Origin of the sequence: Sphingomonas sp. LC-1, assembly GCF_025371035.1 — a bacterium.
Lineage (GTDB): Bacteria > Pseudomonadota > Alphaproteobacteria > Sphingomonadales > Sphingomonadaceae > Sphingomonas > Sphingomonas sanguinis_E.
In genome coordinates this window covers 145,921-163,025 of the sequence record NZ_JANZXB010000009.1, presented here as the reverse complement: position 1 = coordinate 163,025, position 17,105 = coordinate 145,921, and the positions used below count along the sequence as shown (strand labels likewise).

The following is a 17,105-nucleotide window of genomic DNA, read 5'->3' as shown; positions in this document are numbered from 1 at the left end:
CCCCGGTGCGCCGGGCAGCGCTCAAGGGATGCGCTATGTCGCCGACAAGCTGCGGCAGGCGCAGGTGTTCGTCTTGGGCAACTCCGGTCAGCTACTGGAGCGCGACAAGCCGCGCCCGGAGGTGCCCGCGCTCGTCTTCAAGCCACCCTTCCCCGTCGTCGCGCTCGAATTCGAAGCGAACCCGGTCGATTGGGATGAGGGTTACTATACCGCCGCCAAATGCTCTCGGCGCATTGCGCTTGCGTGGGAATGGTCGGACGATCTGCCTCCGATCCTGCAAAGCTGGAATGCTGGCCGTGACCTGGGCCCCGGCGTCGTCGTGCTGTCGATCGCCTTTTATGACAAGGATCAGGCATGGTTGCCGATCTCGGCGGCAATGCACCTTTCCTACGATGCCGAATGGCGGCGTGATTTGCCCTCATCGCCGTTCCGCGATGCCATGCGAGCGTCTGGCAGGATCAAGCGGCCGGTTCTCGATGGGGCCGCAATGCAGATGTCAATCGTACCGATCCTGCCCGAGGTGATCGGAGCCACGATCGCGACTGCGGGACCGGCTGCCACGACCGACCTGTTCGCGGCCGACAACATGGACGAGGTGAACGCCTATACGGACCTCTGCTACGCCCTGTCCTGCGCGAACGTCGGCTTCAAACGGCACGACGCGCCGCCCGCGCTTAACCGCCAGCGCCTGAAAGCGGGCAAATTGCCCCTCAAGGATTTCCATGTTCTCGAACTTGGCGGTGGCGAAGCCTTTGGCGGCATCGGCGGCGGCGATGGCAGCACAGCGGGCGAGCGGCGGGCGCATCTGCGGCGCGGCCATATCAGGCGGCTGCCCGGCAATCGAACGACGTGGGTGAACTCCACCATCGTCAGCGGCCACGGCTTCGTGCGGAAGGCGTATTCAATATGACCGAGCGCAGCGAGCAATGCCGCAACTGCATGTGGTGGCACCCGAACGGCAACATCAACGCCACCGGGTCGGAGAACACCCCGGTCGATAGCAATATTGGCACCTGCCACGCCCGCCCACCATGGCCCTTTCTGACCCCCACAGGGGCCCCAGGCAGCCTTTTCCCAAGAACCTATGCCGAACGATTCTGCCGCGACTGGCAGTCCCGCAACGAGGTGCCGCTATGATGAAACCCAAGAACCCGAATTTTGACATTTCGTCCGGTCTCGCAACGCGGACGACGGACGATCAGCGGAATGATCTTGCTGGATCGCTCGCCGCCGAAGCTATGGCTCAAGTCGGCCCCGGCTACATCCTCGCTGCTCAGGTCTTGGTGCAGGCTGCGGCCAGCGTCCTCGTCACGAGAATGCCGCCCGACCTTGCTGCAACGCTGATTGCCGACCTAGGCACGATGAACGCGGACAATATCCGCACGAACTTCTGCGCACCCGGAGGTGCTCGGCAATGACCCATCCTATCGACGTGTTGCCCATCGCGGGGCGCTACACGGTCCGAGCGGTCAACCAGCGTCGAACGATCCGTCACGATCGGTTCGGCCAGGCCGAAACCGAAGCCCTCCGCCTCGCCAAGGCAAACCCCGGCTCCACCTTCGTCATCTGCCAAGAGGTGGCGACCGTCGGACCCGCAACACACAGGAGCCGCCGTTCATGACCGACCGCAGTCGTGATAACCTGCTGCGCATTCGCGACGTGAAAGCGCGCACGAAGCTATCCAGCACGACCATCTATCGCCGGATCGCGGCGGGCACCTTCCCGCCATCGACGCCCATCAGCGCCGGACTGGTCGCGTGGTACGAAACCGATATAAATGAATGGATCGCCAACCCCATGGGTTGGCGGGCAGTAGCCTAAGGGGCGCGGAAATGGGTGAGGCAAAGCAGCGGCGCGCAGCGCAGGCGAACATGGTGTGGCACCATACCAGCATCCTTCGGACGAACCTGATATGGATGTCGGGTGTGATCGACCTTGAGGGGCGGTCCAAGGGGGTTCTGCACCCCGCCTTCGGAGAGATATTCACCGATGCCGGGTTCCGCAGGCCAATGCAGGATTTCCCCGCGCTGGCGTGGTTCACTTCCGACATCAACGTGCCGAAGTGCCTCCAGCATTTCGACTTGTACACCACCGATCGCGAGACCGGCGAAGCGAAGAAGATGGATCTTGGACCGGATGCAGCCGCCGCGCTGGTCATGAACAGGATGGCCCTAGGGTTCCGCACGTCAGACATCCCCGTCGTGCCATGGCCCAGCCATCCCGGTTACCACACGGGCGAGGGGCGAGAACTGAACGAAAGCGCGCGGGATGTTGGCGACAATCCAGACATGTGGTGGGTTTCAGAAACGCCAGTTGACGTGTTGCAGGCGTCCGACATCCGAGGGTCGAAATCGGTCATGGGCCTCAAGATGGAGCGACTGGAGGGCTATCTTGCGGACGTTCATCGGATGGTGCGGATGTGCCGTGCGATACCCGGCACGGTGATCCCGCCGACATGGGCGGGATCAGCCGCGCACAAGGCATTGATTGCATCTGGCGGGATGCACGCCAGCCTGCGTTAAGTCCGATCGTACATGGGGCCAAAAACGCCCGCATCGTTCATAGCCGCGTAAACCTTCTTCATAGCTAGAGCGGTATCCTGGGTGACGAAGAGCGACGATCGCTTTCCATGAGGCGAGCCGAGGAAGTAGGGGTGCATCGTCTCCCAGGTCTCTCCAACCTCGGCAAACCGCCAACTGGGCAACTCACGCTCCATCATCAGCGCCACCGCGACCCGCTTCGGGATCGTGTGATTTTCTTCGAGCTCATAATTCCACTCGCAGCGTACGAGGATCGCCGTCGTACTCTCGTTATAAAACTTGCAGTCGAGTGCCTCCGCCGTGACGTAAGCTGGAACTTTGAAGTCATGGACCAGCTTACGGCTTAACTGTTCGACGGAATCGATGACATCCTGCCCATCCCCATATGGACAGGTGACAAATCCATGCGTGAAATATCGGGTATGATCTAAGCCGACATAGCCCTGAAATTTCCCAGGGGTAGTGCATGGATGCCTCTGTTCGTGCCCGCTCACTAGTGGGTGCCAGCTTGGATAGTCGTCAACTGCTGGTCCGCACTGCTCAACAATATCGGCAAACACCTCTTCGGAGCGGGCGCGGACATCCACCGGCAAAGTGCGGGGGATCAGATAATTTTTCGTTTTCGCTAACCGATCGGCTGCGGCTTCATCTGCGCGGAATGCCATGATACGTTCTCCTTGCGCACAATATCTATGATCTACGCATGAAATTGCAATATCGTGCGCAAGATTATATGCTAATGTGAATGACGGCCATACGGGCATCGCGGTCGCGATACCCTGTCCCCGTCACCCGCCGCGTCGCGGCCCCTCCAGCAAGTCGTTCGCGCGTACCATCCCATCCATCAGCAGGTCGGACCATTCCTGCGACAGTTCGCGCCGCCGCTCCATGTGCCCAGCGCGATCGTATGCGGCCTTGACCTTGTTCTCGGGAACGTGCGCCAGCATCAACTCGATAACCGCCTCGTCGCCGACGCGCTTATGCCGGACGGCCAAGCTATTCATCGTGGTCGAGAATGACGACCGCCAGCCGTGCGGGACGTGCCGCCCGTGGAAGCCAACGCGGTTGTAGAGGTATCCGAGCGCGTTTTCGCTGAGCGGTCGGTGACTATGCCGCTGGCCGGGGAATACCAGCCGTCCGCGCCCGGTCAGACGATGCGCCGCGCGCAGCACGTCCACCGCCTGCCAGGAAAGCGGGATGAGGTGCTCGAACTCTTCCTCGCCCTTGAGGTCCATCACCAGTTTCATGCGCGCCGCCGGTACACGCCACAGGGCCAGGTCGGGGCCGTAGCGCTGCCCAGCCCAATCGATCCCCTCGAACTCCGACCATTCGGCCCCACGGATCATACCCGGCCGGGATTGGGTCAATGCCAACAGCCGGGATGCCAGCTTCGTCACCGGCGACGCCCCGGACGATTCGGCAGCAATCAGCACCTGCCGCGCCTCTGACACGTCGGTCAGAGCGGGCTGCCGCCCCTTTTTCGGCAGCGGCTTGAGCGCCTTGGACACCGCCGCCGCCGGATCGAGCGTCACGACGCCTTCGGAGATATAGAGCGCGTACACGCCAGAAATGCGCTGGCGCAGCCGCCGCGCCGTTTCGATTGCGCCGCGATCCTCGACCGCGCGAAGCACCTTCAACACGGTCGGCGCGTCAATCGCCGATAGGGCTTTGCCTCCGATGGAGGGGAACACGTCGCGCTCAAGGCTGGTAATCACGTCCTCGGCATGGACCGGGGCCCACCGCCCCTTCTGCATTTCGTGCCATGCCCGCGCCGCCTGTTCGAACGTGATCTGGCGGGCTTCCTCCATCCGCTCTTGCTCGCGCGCTTCCTGGGCGCGCTTCCGTGCGCCCGACGGGTCAATATGGTCGCGGATTTGTCGCCGGGCAGCGTCGCGCCGCTCGCGCGCCTCCGACAACTTCATGTCGGGGTATGGCCCGAACGTCAGTAGCTTTTCCTTGCCGTCGAAGCGGAATTTCATTCGCCACGACTTGAGCCCGGACGGTGCGACATACAGGAACAGGCCGCCTGCATCCGCCATCTTATAGGGCTTGTCGCGCGCCACCGCCTTCTTGACCGCCGTATCTGTCAGCATCGTACCCCGACCCTTTCAGTCGATACCCCACATTATGCCCCCGATACCCCCGCGCTTGGCGGGAACAAAACGGGTTCGATTGGGAGAACCCATAGCCGAAAACGCACGGAAAATCAGCCCTTGCGGGCCTAATCGCGTTTGAATGATTTGGGAAATTGGCGGAGCGGGAGGGATTCGAACCCTCGATACGGTTTTGCCGTATACTCACTTTCCAGGCGAGCGCCTTCGACCACTCGGCCACCGCTCCGCTGAAATCATGCCTGGAGCACGGGCCCCTAATGCGCTTCTGCCCGGCGCGCAAGCGATTGCGTGGGGGAAGCGGGTGAGGCAGTCTGTTCCGCCATGACGATCGCGCTTCTGCTCGCCGCGCTGTTTGCGCAGGCCTCGCCCGCTCCCGCCCCGGCCGCCGCGCCACCGGGCGATCCCCTGCCCGGCGACTGGATCGCGGTTCCCGATGACGAGGTGCTGATCTTCACCCTGTCGAACGGCAAGATGGTGACGGTACGGCTCGCTGTCGCCCAGGCGCCGGTGCATGTCGCCAATATCCGCGCATTGGCGCGGGCGCATTGGTGGGATGCGGAGACCAGCGTCTATCGCGTGCAGGAAAACTATGTGGCCCAATGGGGCGATGCGACCGAGAAGAAGCCGCTGCCGCCCGGTATCGTCGCCAATCCGCCGGCGGAATATGTCCGCGCCGGCAACAGCGCGGTGGCGCGGTTGAGCAAGCCCGATCCCTATGCCGCCTGGGCGGGCTATAGCCGGGATGGCTGGCCGTTGGCAGGGGATGCTTCGTCCGAATGGATACCGCATTGCTATGGCATGGTCGGCGTCGCGCGCGATCTGGCGCCCAGCACCGGGACGGGGGCGGAGCTTTACACGATCATCGGCCATTCGCCGCGCGGGCTGGACCGTAATATCGCGGTCGCGGGGCGCGTGATCGATGGGATGGAGGCGCTGTCCACCCTGCCGCGCGGCACGGGGGATCTGGGTTTCTACAAGGAAGAGGGGCAGCGTCTGCCGATCGTGTCGGCGCGGCTGGCGAGCGAATTGCCCGCCGCCGAGCGGCCGCATTATCAGTATCGCGAGACGGCGTCCCCTCGCTTCGCCGCCTGGATCAAGGGACGGGAGAATCGGAAGAACGACTTCTTCACCGTGCCGGCCGGGGGTGTGGATATTTGTGCGGCATTGCCGCCGGTTCGAAAGGCGCCTTGATCGGTTTGGTTTGAGCGTTGGGTGTGGCCAGAAGGCCCATGGGCGAAATGGGGCCGCTTACCGCGAAGCGGCCCCATCCGGCATCACGCCGCCTTCTTCCCCGGCTCGATCCGGTTGGCGACCAGATGGTCCACCACCGCGGGGTCGGCCAGCGTCGACGTGTCGCCCAGCGCATCGACCTGATTCTCGGCGATCTTGCGCAGGATGCGACGCATGATCTTGCCCGAGCGGGTTTTCGGGAGAGCGGGCGCGAATTGCAGCGCGTCGGGGGTGGCGATCGGTCCGATCTCGCGACGGACCCACTGGACCAACTCGGCACGTAGCGCCTCGTCTTCCTCGACACCGGCATTCAGCGTGACGAAGGCATAGATGCCCTGCCCCTTCACATCATGGGGCATGCCGACCACCGCCGCCTCCGCGACCTTCACATGGGCGACCAGCGCGGACTCGACCTCGGCGGTGCCCATGCGGTGGCCCGAGACATTGATGACGTCATCGACGCGGCCGGTGATCCAGTAATAGCCGTCCTCGTCGCGCCGGCACCCGTCGCCGGTGAAATATTTGCCCGGATAGGTGGTGAAATAGGTCTGGAAGAAGCGGTCGTGATCGCCCCAGACGGTGCGCATCTGTCCCGGCCAGCTATCGGCGATGACCAGATTGCCCTCCACCGCGCCGTCCAGCACCTTGCCCTCGGCATCGACGATCTGCGGCAATATGCCGGGCAGCGGCTTGGTTGCCGAACCGGCCTTCAGCGGGATCGCACCGGGGATCGGGGCGATCATGTGACCACCGGTCTCGGTCTGCCACCAGGTGTCGACGATCGGACAGCGCCCGTCGCCGACCACATGATAATACCATTCCCAGGCTTCGGGATTGATCGGCTCGCCCACCGACCCCAGCACGCGCAAGGACGACCGATCGGTCTTCTTCACCCATTCGTCGCCCTCGCGCATCAAGGCACGAAGCGCGGTCGGCGCGGCATAGAAGGTCGCGACCCGATATTTGTCGACGATCTGCCAGAAGCGGCTGAAATCGGGGTAATTGGGCACGCCCTCATACATCAGCGTCGTCGCACCATTGGCGAGCGCGCCATAGACGACATAGCTGTGCCCGGTGACCCAGCCGACATCGGCGGCACACCAGAAGACCTCACCCTCGCGATAGTCGAAGACATGTTGGTGGGTGTAGGACGCCCAAAGCAGATAGCCGCCGCTGGTGTGCAACACGCCCTTGGGCTTGCCGGTCGAGCCGCTGGTATAGAGGATGAACAGCGGGTCCTCCGCCCCCATCGGCTCCGGCGGACAGTCCGTGGCGGCGGCTTCGACCAGATCGCCATACCAGGCGTCGCGGCCCGGCTTCATCGTCACATCGACGCCGCTGTGGCGGACCACTACGACATGATCGACCACCACCCCGTCATGCTCCAGCGCGGCATCGACATTGGCCTTGAGCGGCACCGCCTTGCCCCCGCGACAGCCGCCATCCGCGGTGATGACGATGCGCGAGTCGCAATCGACGATGCGATTGGCGAGGCTTTCGGGGGAGAAGCCTCCGAACACGATCGAATGGATCGCACCGATCCGGGCGCAGGCCAGCATCGCGAAGGCGGCTTCGGGGATCATCGGCAGATAGATGGTGACCCGGTCGCCCCTGGCGACGCCCAGCCCCTTCAGCGCATTGGCGAGGCGCGAGACCTGTTCGTGAAGCTCGCAATAGGTGATCCGCCGCTCGGTGCCGGGGGCATCGCCTTCCCACAGGATCGCGACCTGATCGGCGCGTGTCTCCAGATGGCGGTCGATGCAATTGGCCGCGACGTTCAACTGCCCGTCGGCGAACCACTTGATGCGGAAATCCGCCTCGGCGAAGCTGGTGTCCTTCACGGTGGTGAAGGGCGTGATCCAGTCCAGCCGCCCTGCCTGTTCGCGCCAATAGCCGTCCGAATCGGTCCGCGCCGCGTCATAGGCGCGGGCATAGCCATCGGCGTCCATCGACGCGCTGGCAGCCCAATCGGGTACAGGGTGAAGTTGTGCGCTCATGCCTGTCTCTCTCCTATTTGCAGCAATCTTTAGCAGTCCAACATGGCAAATGCCTATCGGGTCCGTGACAAAGTGTGCGCCGCAGCGGCTCGCCGGATCGGGTACGCAATACGTCAAAGGTTAAAAACGTAACGACGCCGCCGACAAAGAGCAGGCGAGGTTTTACAAAAAATTACTCCATTCCGAGCAAGATGCGGGCAGCTTTCCCTGTTCCTCAGGTCAAAGCAACGCTACAGCGTCACTTGGGCCAGGTTTCGAGGGGGGACGGACCGAGCATGATCGCGACTGCCCATGATCCAGCCGACATTCCCGCCGGGTTTGCCGCCATCTTGGCGCGCAGCGGCGAAATGGGACGGCTGATCGCGGGCTTCGACTGGAACGAGACGCCGCTGGGCCCCATCGCCGGCTGGCCGCAAAGCCGCCTGACCGCGATCGGCATCGCGCTGGCATCCTCGATTCCGACCGCGGCGATCTGGGGGCCCCAGGGCATTCTGATCTACAATGCCGCCTATGCCGCCTTTTCCGGGGACCGGCACCCCGCGATCCTGGGGCAGAAACTGGTCGACAGCTGGCCGGAAGCCGCGGTCTTCAATGCGCAGGTGATCGCGACCGTGCTGGGCGGGGAACCGCTGGCCTATCGCGACCAGGCGATGTTGCTGGCACACCGGGGCGTGCCCGAGCAGCATTGGCTCGACCTGGACTATACGCCGGTCGCGGACGAGAGCGGGCGGCCCGCGGGTATCATGGCGACGGTGATCGACAGCAGCGCCCGGATGCGCGACCGGCAGGAGCGTGAGGCCGCCATCGCCGCCGCACGCGAAAGCGAGGCCCGGTTCCGCAACGTCGCCGACCATGCGCCGATCATCATGTGGGTCACGCGGGCGGACGGCCACTGCGTCTATGTCAACCGCGCCTGGACCGTACAGACCGGCCTGCCGATCGAGCAGGGGCTCGACTTCCAATGGCTGAAGGCGATCTTCCCCGACCACCGCGCCACGCTCGAGGCCGCATTCCGCGACGCGAGCGAAAGGCGCGAAGCGTTCAACCTCGAATTCCGCATGCTGCACCATGACGGCGGCTATCGCTGGTCGATGGTGACCGCGATCCCGCGCATCGACGAGGACGGCACCTATCTGGGCATGGTCGGTTCGGTGTTCGACATCGACGAGCGCCGCCGCGCCGAAGAGACGTTGCGCGACGTCAATGCGGAGCTGGAGCGGCGTGTGGCCGAGGCGCTGTCCGAGCGCAAGCTGTTCGCCGACATCATCGATTCGACCGGCACGATGGTTCAGGTCCTGGGCTTCGACCATCATTATCTGGCGATCAATCGCGCCGCCGCCGACGATTTCGAGCGTATCTTCGGCATCCGCCCCCAGATCGGCCAGAACAAGAGCGACGCGATGGCGCGTCGGCCCGACATATTGGCGATCATGCGCGGCTATTGGACGCGCGTGCTGGCGGGCGAGGATTTCTCGGTCATCCAGGCGCTGGACGATATGGACGGCACGCGGCGGCATTACGAACTGCGCTTCAGCCCGCTGGTCTCCACGGACGGCACCCCGCTGGGCGCCTATCAGTTCGCGACCGACGTTTCGGAACGACTGGCGCAGCAGGAAAGGCTGGCCGACATGGAGGCGCAGCTCCGCCAGAGCCAGAAGATGGAAGCGGTCGGCCAGTTGACGGGTGGCATCGCGCACGACTTCAACAATCTGCTTCAGGTCGTGGTCGGCAATCTGGAGATGCTCGACCGTTTCCTGCCGATCGACGAGCATCCCCGCGCCAAGCGGGCCGCGATCAATGCGATGACAGGGGCCAAGCGTGCCGCGACGCTGACCCAGCGGCTGCTCGCCTTTTCGCGGCGGCAACCGCTCGCCCCGCAATCGGTCGATACGGTGCGGCTGGTCGATGGGCTGTCCGATCTGCTGACCCGGACGCTGGGCGAGCAAGTGTCTCTGGCGGTCGAGGCCACCCCGGACCTGTGGACGGTCGAGGCCGATCCCAACCAGCTCGAAAGCGCGATCCTGAACCTGGCGGTCAATGCGCGCGACGCCATGCCGCATGGCGGCACCCTGTCGATCAGGATGCGCAATGCGACGCTGGACGGGCTGGCGACGATGGCGGCGGGGCCCGTCCCCTATCCGACCGATCCCGGCGACTATGTCGCGATCGACGTCAGCGACACCGGCATCGGCATGGACCGCGCGACGCTGGGCCGGGTGTTCGAGCCCTTCTTCACCACCAAGGAGGTCGGCAAGGGTACCGGCCTGGGCCTGTCGATGGTCTATGGTTTCGCCAAGCAATCGGGCGGGCAGGTTCATATCGATTCGCATCCCGGTCGGGGCACCTGCGTCACGCTTTTCCTGCCCCGCCACCATGGCGAGGCGGCCCCGATCGTCGAGGCCCCTGCCGCCACCCGCCCGACGCGGGGCTCGGAGACGATCCTGGTGGTCGAGGACGATGCCGATGTCCGCGCCTATTCGACCGAGGCCTTGCGCGAACTCGGCTATGACGTGCTGGAGGCCGATGACGGCGCATCCGCGCTCGCGCTGCTCGACGCGCCGGAGGCGTGCCGGATCGCGTTGCTGTTCTCGGACGTGGTGCTGCCGGGGGGCATGACCGGAGCGGACCTGGCCTCCGCCGCGCGGTCGCTTCACCCGCAGTTGAAGGTGCTGTTCACCACCGGCTATGCCCGTGACGTGATCGTCCATGGCGGACGACTGGACGCCGGCGTGGCGCTGATCACCAAGCCGTTCGACTTCGCCGATCTGGCGGCGCGCATCCGGGCGATGCTGGACGAGTGACGAGACGGACCGGAGGCGGGCGGCCGTTCCTACGCCGCGCCATCCGTGCCCATGGCCATGCTGTTCGAAACCGGCATGGCGATGGTGCAGTGAACGCCTTCCGGCCCCAGCACATAGGTGGTGCGGGCACCCAGTTGATAGGGCAGCGCCTGCTCGATCAGCTCGCGCCCCTGCCCGCCGCGATGCCGCGCCGGGTCGGTCGCGCGCATATCGACGCCGCTTTCCTGCCAGTCGATATGCAGCCACGGCTTTCCCCCTTCGCCGTCCGCCTCCAGCGTCCACCGGATCGACAGGCGGCCACCCGACTGCCCCAGCGCGCCATATTTGACCGCATTGGTCGCCAGTTCATGCAGCGCGATGGCGAGCGTGTGGATGGTCGAGGAGCGGAGGCGGACCCCGGCGGGCCCGTCCAGCGTGACGCGGTCGGCACGTCCCCCCATCGCATCCACCTCGCCGCGGATCAGGTCGTCGAACGACACCCGGTCATGCTCACTCAGCCGCGACAACAGGCCCTGCACCCGCGACAGCGCCTCCAGCCGGTCGTTGAACTGGGTGTGGAAACCCACGAGATCGTCGTTCGCCCGCACGCTGTCATTCGCGATCGATCGGATCACGCCCATCAGATTGCTGGTGCGATGCTGCAACTCGGCGATCAGTACGCGCTGCAACGCATCGGCCTTGCGCCGTTCGGTCAGGTCGGAGGTGACGACCAGAAAGCGGTTGGCCCGATCCTGGCCGTAAGGCAGCAACGAAATGGTGCTGCTGGCCCAGACCAGCGTCCCGTCGGGGCGGCGATAGCGTTTGTCGAGCGCGCCGGGCATTCCCGTCGCGGCGGCCCGCTCCATCGCGTCCAGGCTGGGGCCGACGTCATCGGGATGGGTCAGGTCGGCAACGCCCAATGCCAGCACCGCCTCGCGCGGCCGCCCGACGATCCGGCAAAGCTCGTCATTGACCCGCAGGAACCGGCCATCGGGCGCGATGACGGACAGACCCACCGGTGCGGTGGCGAAGATCGCCGCCAACTGGCTCTCGCTATCGGCCAGCTTGATCCGCACCATCTCCTCGCGAAGCCGCATGAGTTCGGCCTGCGACGTCTTCCACTCGGTAATGTCGCGCGTGGTCGTCGCCACGCCGTCACCCAGCTTGACCACCGTCTGATAGAACCAGCCGTCGAACTGCTCATGGACATAATGCCGTTCGTTCTGCTCGGCGATCCCGGTCTCCGTCACCCGCCGGAAGGTGTCGAAAATCCCCTCCACCACCACGCCGGGATTGCGCTCAAGCAGGCTCTGGCCGCGGACATCGCCGTACAGGCTTTCGGAGGTATGGTTGTTCAGCACCCAACGGAAATCGACGATCTGCCCCGCATCGTCCCGGATCGCCTCGAACACCTGGATCATGTCGGTCGACGCATCCATCGTCGCCTGAAGCAGGTCATGGCTCACCGGCAATCCGGGCTTACGCTTATCCATGGCTTCCTCATCCACGTTGGTGCGCGCCGCGAATGCCCGCCGCACCGGGACAGAGAATAGCAGGGGCGGTCGGCGCCGTAACGAACATATGTCGGATCGGCCCCGGCCTTCGCAGGGCCGCGACGATCTCCGATGGCGCGCTTTTGCGCCAGTCCGCGTGCCCCACGCACCCGAGTCGCCCGCTTGCGCGTTTGGCGCGACGGGATGAAAGGATGGGGATGGCATCGCGGTTTTGGCAATTCTGGAGCGAGGAGGACTGGTCCTTCGCCCCGCATGAGCGGCCGACCATTCCCGGATCGCCCGGCAATTTCGACCATCCCCACCGCCGGCGCATCGCCTATGGCGTCATCGCCGTCCTGATCGGGCTGACCGGCGGGCTGGGCAATGCGCTGGTCCAGGTCAATACGGTGCAGTTGCAGGGCGCACTGGGGCTGGACCCGACCGAGATCGCGTGGCTGCCCATCGTCTATGTCATGACGAACGCCTCGATCAATCTGTTGCTGATCAAGTTCCGCCAGCAATTCGGGCTGCGCCCCTTCGCGCTGCTGTTCGCCGGGCTCTACACGATCCTGACCTTCGCGCATCTGTTCGTGCGCGACTTCTCCACCGCGATCGCGGTGCGCGCGGCGAGCGGCATGGCGGCGGCGGCGCTGTCGTCGCTGGGGCTATACTATATGATGCAGGCCCTGCCGGCGAAGTGGCGGTTGAAGGCGATCGTGCTGGGCATCGGCGTGCCGCAATGCGCGACGCCGCTGGCGCGGCTCTTCTCGCCCGAGTTGCTCGCCATGTCGCAGTGGCGGACGCTTTACATGTTCGAGTTCGGCCTGGCGGCGGTCAGCCTTGCCGCGATCATCGCGTTGCGCCTGCCGCCGACGCAGCGGGTCAAGGCGTTCGAGCCGCTCGATTTCCTGACCTTCGCGCTCTACGCCCCCGCCATCGGACTGTTCTGTGCGGTGCTGGGCCAGGGTCGGCTGGTGTGGTGGACCCAGGCGGCCTGGATAGGCTGGGCGCTCGCCATCGCCATTCCGCTGCTCGCCGTCGCGCTCTGGATCGAGCACCACCGCGCCAACCCGTTGCTCAACACCCGCTGGCTGGGGTCGATGGACATCATCCGCTTCGCCATCGTCACGATCATGGCGCGCATCGTCCTGTCCGAACAGAATTTCGGCGCGGTCGGGCTGCTGACCGCGCTGGGCCAGAATAACGACCAGTTCGGGACGCTGTTCACCATCGCCTTCCTCGCCTCGATCGCGGGGGTGATCATGAGCGCGGTGACGCTGGACGTGAACCGGCTGACCCATCCGGTGATGTTCGCGATCGGGCTGGTCGCCATCGCCGCCTATGCCGACAGCTTTTCGACCAACCTCACCCGCGCGCCAGAGCTGTACGCGACCCAGGCGCTGATCGCTTTCTCGACCACTTTCTTCCTGGGCCCGTCGCTGCTGTTCGGGATGACCCGCGCCCTGCAACAGGGCGCGGGTCATGTGATCAGCTTCATCGCGCTGTTCGGGGTGCTCAATTCGGTCGGCGGCCTGGGCGGCACCGCCTTGCTGGGTACCTATCAGGTGATCCGCGAAAAGGCGCATAGCGCCGCCATCGTCCAGAATATCGACCCCACCGACCCGCAAGTGACGCAGCGTATCCAGGCGGGCGGCGCGCGAGTCTCAGGCGTGGTCGGCGATCCGACGCTCGCCCGCGCCGAAGGAGCCGCTTTGCTGTCGCAGGCCGCCACGCGCGAGGCCAATATCCGCGCCTATAACGATGTCTTCCGGCTGGTCGCGGCGCTGGCCGCCGCCGTCACCCTGTTCCTCGCGCTGCTGACCTGGCGACGTGCCCGGCGCACGCGCGCCGCTGCCAAGGCATAAGCCATGACCGACACACGATCGCCCGTCTCCCCCACCCCCATGTCCGAGGAGGCCGCCGCCGAAGCGGGCGTGCCGCCGCCCGTCCCCGCACCAGTTCCCCCGCCCGCCCCGGCCTCGAGTTGGCGGCCGCCATCGGGCGGATGGCGGTCGCGCACGCTGATCGCGCTGCTCGTCATCGGCGGGGTGGCGGCGGTGCTGGCGGCGTGGCGGCTGCCGCCCTTCGCGACCGATCGCCAGTCAACCGACAATGCCTATGTCCGCGGGCGGACCACGGTGATCGCGCCACAGGTCAGCGGCTATGTCACCGCCGTGCTGGTCAAGGATTTCGAGACGGTCCGCGCCGGCCAGCCGCTGGTCCGCATCGACGACCGAATCTATCGCCAGCGCGTCGATCAGGCGACCGCACAAGTCGAGGCGCAGGCGGCGACCCTGGCGAACAGCCGACAGGCGGCCGCCTCGCGCACCGCAAGCCTAGCCGCGCAGGACGCCGCTGTCGCCAATGCCGAAGCGCAGCTGATGCGCGCCCGGGCCGATATGGCGCGGGTCAACGACCTCGTCACCGACGGATCGGTGTCCTTGCGCGAACGCGACCAGACGCTGGCGACCCTGCGGCAAGCGCAGGCAGCACTGCGGCAGGCCCAGGCGGCGCGCGAGATCGCGCGACAGGACATTCGGACGGTGCAGGTCGGGCGCGGCGGGCAGCAAGCGGGCGTATCGGGGGCGGAGGCCGCACGGCGGCTGGCGCAGATCGACCTGGCCAACACCGTCATCCGCGCGCCCGAGGACGGTCGCCTGTCCGAAGTCGGCGTGCGGCTGGGCCAATATGTCACGGCGGGGTCGCAATTGATGTTCCTGGTGCCGCCCGAGACCTGGGTCATCGCCAATTTCAAGGAAGCCCAGACCGCGCGCATGGCGGTCGGACAGTCCGCCAGCTTCACCGTCGACGGCCTGAACAATGCCCGGCTGAAGGGACATGTCGAGCGCATCTCCCCCGCCGCCGGTTCGGAGTTCGCGGTGCTCAAGTCCGACAATGCGACCGGCAACTTCACAAAGGTGCCGCAGCGTATCGCGGTGCGCATCCGCATCGATCCGGGCCAGCCGCTGGCGGCGCGGCTGCGTCCCGGCATGTCGGTGCAGGCCAGCGTCGATACGGCTGGCGGGCCGAGCGTGCGATGAGGACCCGCATCGCCCTTCCCCTCGCCGCCGCGCTGGCGCTGGCGGGCTGTATCGGCCCGCGCCCGGAGCGCCCCGCCGATACCGCCGTGGTGCCTCCGCCCGCCTGGCGCACCGCGCTGGGGCCCGGCAGCCCGATCGCCGCCGACTGGTGGCAGGCCTTCGGCGATCCGCAAATGACCGCGCTGATCGCACAGGCACTGGCCAACAGCCCCGATCTGGGCAGCGCCGCGGCCCGCGTGGAAGAGGCGCGCGCGCAGGAACGGCTGGCCCGAGCGCAGCTTTCGCCCAATGTGACGGCGGGCCTGCCGCTGACCGAGGGGCGCAGCGTCACCGCCTTCGGCACCGGGCTCGACCAGTTCGGGTCGCAGCCGGTGGTGCAGGCCAGTTACGATTTCGACCTGTTCGGCCGGTTGCGCAACGCGCGCGCGGCGGCACGCGCGCAACTGCTGGCGACCGAGGCCGCTCGCGATACCGTCCGCCTAGCGCTCGCCGCCTCGGTCGCCAGCGGTTACGTCTCGCTTCGTGCTCTGGACCACCGTCTGCATATCGCCGAAGAAACGCTGGCGGCACGCGCCGATGCGCTGCGTATCGCGCGGCGGCGGGCGGAGACGGGCTATACCTCCAACCTCGAACTGCGGCAGGCGCAGGGCGAGTATCGTGCGACCGAGCAATTGGTCGCCGCCGCCCGACTGGCGGTCACGCGGCAGGAAAATGCGCTGAGCGTCCTGATCGGCGGCACCCCCGGTCCGATTCCGCGCGGGCTGCCCATCGACAGGCTCGTCCGCCCCGCCATCCCCGACGGGTTGCCCGCCGATCTGCTGCGCCGCCGTCCCGACCTGTTCCAGGCCGAACAGGCGCTGGTCGCCGCCGACCGCTCACTCGACAGCGCGCGCGCGGCGATGCTGCCCAGCCTGGGGCTGACCGGGTCGGCGGGGGTGGTTCTGTCCAACGCGCTCGCCAATCCGATCACCATCTTCTCTATCGGCGGCAGCGTGCTCGCGCCGATTTTCGACGCCGGGCGCCTGCGCGCGCAGGCGGATGCCAGCGCGGCGCGGCGCGATCAGGCGGCCTATGCCTATCGCCGCACCGCGCTGACCGCCTTTCGCGAGGTGGATGACAGCCTCGCCTCGGTCCGCCGATCGGGGGAGCAGGCGGTGGCCTTGGCGGGGCAGCGCGATGCGCAGGCCGATGCGTTGCGCATTGCCTCCAACCGCTATCGCGCGGGCTATTCCTCCTATCTGGAACAGCTCGATGCGCAACGCGGCCTCCTCAACGCCGAACTCGCACTGGCCGAGGCGCAGGCCAGCCAGTTGACCGCCTATATCACCCTGTATCAGGCGATGGGTGGCGGCTGGTCCCCCGATGCGATCCGCGCGACGGGACGGTAATCGGTCCGTCATGGAACGCACGCGACCTTGACGCGCTGACGCCATCGAACCGATTCTGAACCAAATCGCCAATGGGAGATTCGATATGGCTGTGAATGTGATCTACAAGACCAAGGCGACCGCCACCGGCGGGCGCGACGGCGCGGCGCGGTCGGAAGACGGCTCGGTCGACGTCAAGCTGGTCGTCCCCAAGGAAATGGGCGGACCGGGCGGCGAAGGCGCCAATCCGGAAAAGCTGTTCGCCGCGGGTTATTCGGCCTGCTTCCTGGGCGCGATGAAGGCGGTGTCGGGCAAGGAAGGCGTGAAGGTGCCGCCGGACGCCACCGTCACCGCCGAGGTCGGCTTCGGCCCGCGCGAGGAAGGCGGCTATGGCATCACCGTCGATCTGGCGGTGAGCCTGCCGGGTGTCGATCGCGCGGACGGCGAGCGCCTGATGCACGCCGCGCATCAGGTCTGCCCCTATTCCAACGCCACCCGCAACAATGTGAATGTCGGCCTGACGCTCGCCTGAGCCCCGCCATT

Annotated in this window: 16 protein-coding genes and 1 tRNA gene; 12 read left to right on the top strand and 5 right to left on the bottom strand. The window is 66.0% G+C overall.

Annotation, left to right across the window (positions count from 1 at the left end):
• The first annotated feature begins 28 nt into the window (after nucleotides 1-28).
• Genes NZL82_RS13895 through NZL82_RS13870 form a run of 6 tightly spaced genes read left to right on the top strand, consistent with a single transcriptional unit; the run spans nucleotide 29 to nucleotide 2,522 of the window.
• A complete protein-coding gene (locus tag NZL82_RS13895) occupies nucleotides 29-910 on the top strand; it encodes a hypothetical protein (protein ID WP_261270346.1) in 882 nt (293 codons plus the stop codon).
• The gene (locus NZL82_RS13890; RefSeq protein WP_261270345.1) at nucleotides 907-1,137 is read left to right on the top strand and encodes a hypothetical protein; all 231 of its coding nucleotides are present in this window, start codon (nucleotides 907-909) and stop codon (nucleotides 1,135-1,137) included. The genes NZL82_RS13895 and NZL82_RS13890 overlap by 4 nt, the downstream gene beginning before the upstream one ends.
• Nucleotides 1,134-1,418 carry a hypothetical protein gene (locus NZL82_RS13885; protein WP_261270344.1) on the top strand — a complete coding sequence of 95 codons (285 nt, stop codon included), beginning with the start codon at nucleotides 1,134-1,136 and terminating at the stop codon, nucleotides 1,416-1,418. Before NZL82_RS13890 ends, NZL82_RS13885 begins: the two co-directional genes overlap by 4 nt.
• Nucleotides 1,415-1,621: a hypothetical protein gene (locus tag NZL82_RS13880; protein ID WP_261270343.1), complete on the top strand. Its 207-nt coding sequence runs from the start codon at nucleotides 1,415-1,417 to the stop codon at nucleotides 1,619-1,621. Before NZL82_RS13885 ends, NZL82_RS13880 begins: the two co-directional genes overlap by 4 nt.
• On the top strand, nucleotides 1,618-1,821 hold the full coding sequence (locus tag NZL82_RS13875) for an AlpA family transcriptional regulator (protein ID WP_261270342.1): 204 nt from the start codon (nucleotides 1,618-1,620) through the stop codon (nucleotides 1,819-1,821). Before NZL82_RS13880 ends, NZL82_RS13875 begins: the two co-directional genes overlap by 4 nt.
• Nucleotides 1,822-1,832: 11 nt before the next feature.
• Complete coding sequence (locus NZL82_RS13870) at nucleotides 1,833-2,522, top strand: hypothetical protein (protein WP_261270341.1); 690 nt, start codon at nucleotides 1,833-1,835, stop codon at nucleotides 2,520-2,522.
• On the opposite strand, the gene NZL82_RS13865 is transcribed toward NZL82_RS13870, so the two are convergent.
• The 3 genes from NZL82_RS13865 to NZL82_RS13855 all read right to left on the bottom strand — a co-directional run bounded on the left by NZL82_RS13865 (nucleotide 2,519) and on the right by NZL82_RS13855 (nucleotide 4,880).
• A complete protein-coding gene (locus NZL82_RS13865) occupies nucleotides 2,519-3,205 on the bottom strand; it encodes a hypothetical protein (RefSeq protein ID WP_261270340.1) in 687 nt (228 codons plus the stop codon). The genes NZL82_RS13870 and NZL82_RS13865 overlap by 4 nt on opposite strands.
• A gap of 123 nt (nucleotides 3,206-3,328) precedes the next feature.
• Nucleotides 3,329-4,633 carry a phage integrase central domain-containing protein gene (locus NZL82_RS13860; protein WP_261270339.1) on the bottom strand — a complete coding sequence of 435 codons (1,305 nt, stop codon included), beginning with the start codon at nucleotides 4,631-4,633 and terminating at the stop codon, nucleotides 3,329-3,331.
• A gap of 156 nt (nucleotides 4,634-4,789) precedes the next feature.
• Nucleotides 4,790-4,880, bottom strand: a tRNA-Ser gene (locus tag NZL82_RS13855).
• A 95-nt stretch (nucleotides 4,881-4,975) separates the two neighbouring features.
• Here NZL82_RS13855 and NZL82_RS13850 point away from each other — a divergent pair.
• Nucleotides 4,976-5,845 carry a peptidylprolyl isomerase gene (locus tag NZL82_RS13850; protein WP_261270338.1) on the top strand — a complete coding sequence of 290 codons (870 nt, stop codon included), beginning with the start codon at nucleotides 4,976-4,978 and terminating at the stop codon, nucleotides 5,843-5,845.
• 83 nt (nucleotides 5,846-5,928) lie between these two features.
• Here the strand turns inward: NZL82_RS13850 and acs are convergent, their stop codons facing one another.
• Nucleotides 5,929-7,881 carry an acetate--CoA ligase gene (gene acs / locus NZL82_RS13845; RefSeq protein ID WP_261270337.1) on the bottom strand — a complete coding sequence of 651 codons (1,953 nt, stop codon included), beginning with the start codon at nucleotides 7,879-7,881 and terminating at the stop codon, nucleotides 5,929-5,931.
• Nucleotides 7,882-8,156: 275 nt separating this feature from the next.
• On the opposite strand from acs, the gene NZL82_RS13840 reads away from it, so the two are divergent.
• A complete protein-coding gene (locus NZL82_RS13840) occupies nucleotides 8,157-10,682 on the top strand; it encodes a PAS domain-containing sensor histidine kinase (RefSeq protein WP_261270336.1) in 2,526 nt (841 codons plus the stop codon).
• 29 nt (nucleotides 10,683-10,711) lie between these two features.
• On the opposite strand, the gene NZL82_RS13835 is transcribed toward NZL82_RS13840, so the two are convergent.
• Entirely contained in the window at nucleotides 10,712-12,154 is a 1,443-nt protein-coding gene (locus tag NZL82_RS13835; protein WP_261270335.1) for a sensor histidine kinase, read from the bottom strand.
• 218 nt (nucleotides 12,155-12,372) lie between these two features.
• Here NZL82_RS13835 and NZL82_RS13830 point away from each other — a divergent pair, with 218 nt between their 5' ends.
• The 4 genes from NZL82_RS13830 (at nucleotide 12,373) to NZL82_RS13815 (ending at nucleotide 17,094) form a co-directional block, all read left to right on the top strand.
• A complete protein-coding gene (locus NZL82_RS13830; protein WP_261270334.1) occupies nucleotides 12,373-14,019 on the top strand; it encodes an MFS transporter in 1,647 nt (548 codons plus the stop codon).
• A 3-nt stretch (nucleotides 14,020-14,022) separates the two neighbouring features.
• A complete protein-coding gene (locus tag NZL82_RS13825; protein ID WP_261270333.1) occupies nucleotides 14,023-15,195 on the top strand; it encodes an HlyD family secretion protein in 1,173 nt (390 codons plus the stop codon).
• Entirely contained in the window at nucleotides 15,192-16,583 is a 1,392-nt protein-coding gene (locus tag NZL82_RS13820) for an efflux transporter outer membrane subunit (protein ID WP_261270332.1), read from the top strand. The genes NZL82_RS13825 and NZL82_RS13820 overlap by 4 nt, the downstream gene beginning before the upstream one ends.
• An 85-nt stretch (nucleotides 16,584-16,668) precedes the next feature.
• Entirely contained in the window at nucleotides 16,669-17,094 is a 426-nt protein-coding gene (locus tag NZL82_RS13815) for an organic hydroperoxide resistance protein (RefSeq protein ID WP_261270331.1), read from the top strand.
• The last annotated feature ends 11 nt before the right edge of the window (nucleotides 17,095-17,105 follow it).

What these genes read in the sequence shown, in the direction of transcription:
- NZL82_RS13895 (WP_261270346.1), top strand. Translation starts at nt 29, where the DNA reads ATGCGCTATGTCGCCGACAAGCTGCGGCAGGCGCAGGTGTTCGTCTTG.
- NZL82_RS13890 (WP_261270345.1), top strand. Translation starts at nt 907, where the DNA reads ATGACCGAGCGCAGCGAGCAATGCCGCAACTGCATGTGGTGGCACCCG.
- NZL82_RS13885 (WP_261270344.1), top strand. Translation starts at nt 1,134, where the DNA reads ATGATGAAACCCAAGAACCCGAATTTTGACATTTCGTCCGGTCTCGCA.
- NZL82_RS13880 (WP_261270343.1), top strand. Translation starts at nt 1,415, where the DNA reads ATGACCCATCCTATCGACGTGTTGCCCATCGCGGGGCGCTACACGGTC.
- NZL82_RS13875 (WP_261270342.1), top strand. Translation starts at nt 1,618, where the DNA reads ATGACCGACCGCAGTCGTGATAACCTGCTGCGCATTCGCGACGTGAAA.
- NZL82_RS13870 (WP_261270341.1), top strand. Translation starts at nt 1,833, where the DNA reads ATGGGTGAGGCAAAGCAGCGGCGCGCAGCGCAGGCGAACATGGTGTGG.
- NZL82_RS13865 (WP_261270340.1), bottom strand. Translation starts at nt 3,205, where the DNA reads ATGGCATTCCGCGCAGATGAAGCCGCAGCCGATCGGTTAGCGAAAACG.
- NZL82_RS13860 (WP_261270339.1), bottom strand. Translation starts at nt 4,633, where the DNA reads ATGCTGACAGATACGGCGGTCAAGAAGGCGGTGGCGCGCGACAAGCCC.
- NZL82_RS13850 (WP_261270338.1), top strand. Translation starts at nt 4,976, where the DNA reads ATGACGATCGCGCTTCTGCTCGCCGCGCTGTTTGCGCAGGCCTCGCCC.
- acs (WP_261270337.1), bottom strand. Translation starts at nt 7,881, where the DNA reads ATGAGCGCACAACTTCACCCTGTACCCGATTGGGCTGCCAGCGCGTCG.
- NZL82_RS13840 (WP_261270336.1), top strand. Translation starts at nt 8,157, where the DNA reads ATGATCGCGACTGCCCATGATCCAGCCGACATTCCCGCCGGGTTTGCC.
- NZL82_RS13835 (WP_261270335.1), bottom strand. Translation starts at nt 12,154, where the DNA reads ATGGATAAGCGTAAGCCCGGATTGCCGGTGAGCCATGACCTGCTTCAG.
- NZL82_RS13830 (WP_261270334.1), top strand. Translation starts at nt 12,373, where the DNA reads ATGGCATCGCGGTTTTGGCAATTCTGGAGCGAGGAGGACTGGTCCTTC.
- NZL82_RS13825 (WP_261270333.1), top strand. Translation starts at nt 14,023, where the DNA reads ATGACCGACACACGATCGCCCGTCTCCCCCACCCCCATGTCCGAGGAG.
- NZL82_RS13820 (WP_261270332.1), top strand. Translation starts at nt 15,192, where the DNA reads ATGAGGACCCGCATCGCCCTTCCCCTCGCCGCCGCGCTGGCGCTGGCG.
- NZL82_RS13815 (WP_261270331.1), top strand. Translation starts at nt 16,669, where the DNA reads ATGGCTGTGAATGTGATCTACAAGACCAAGGCGACCGCCACCGGCGGG.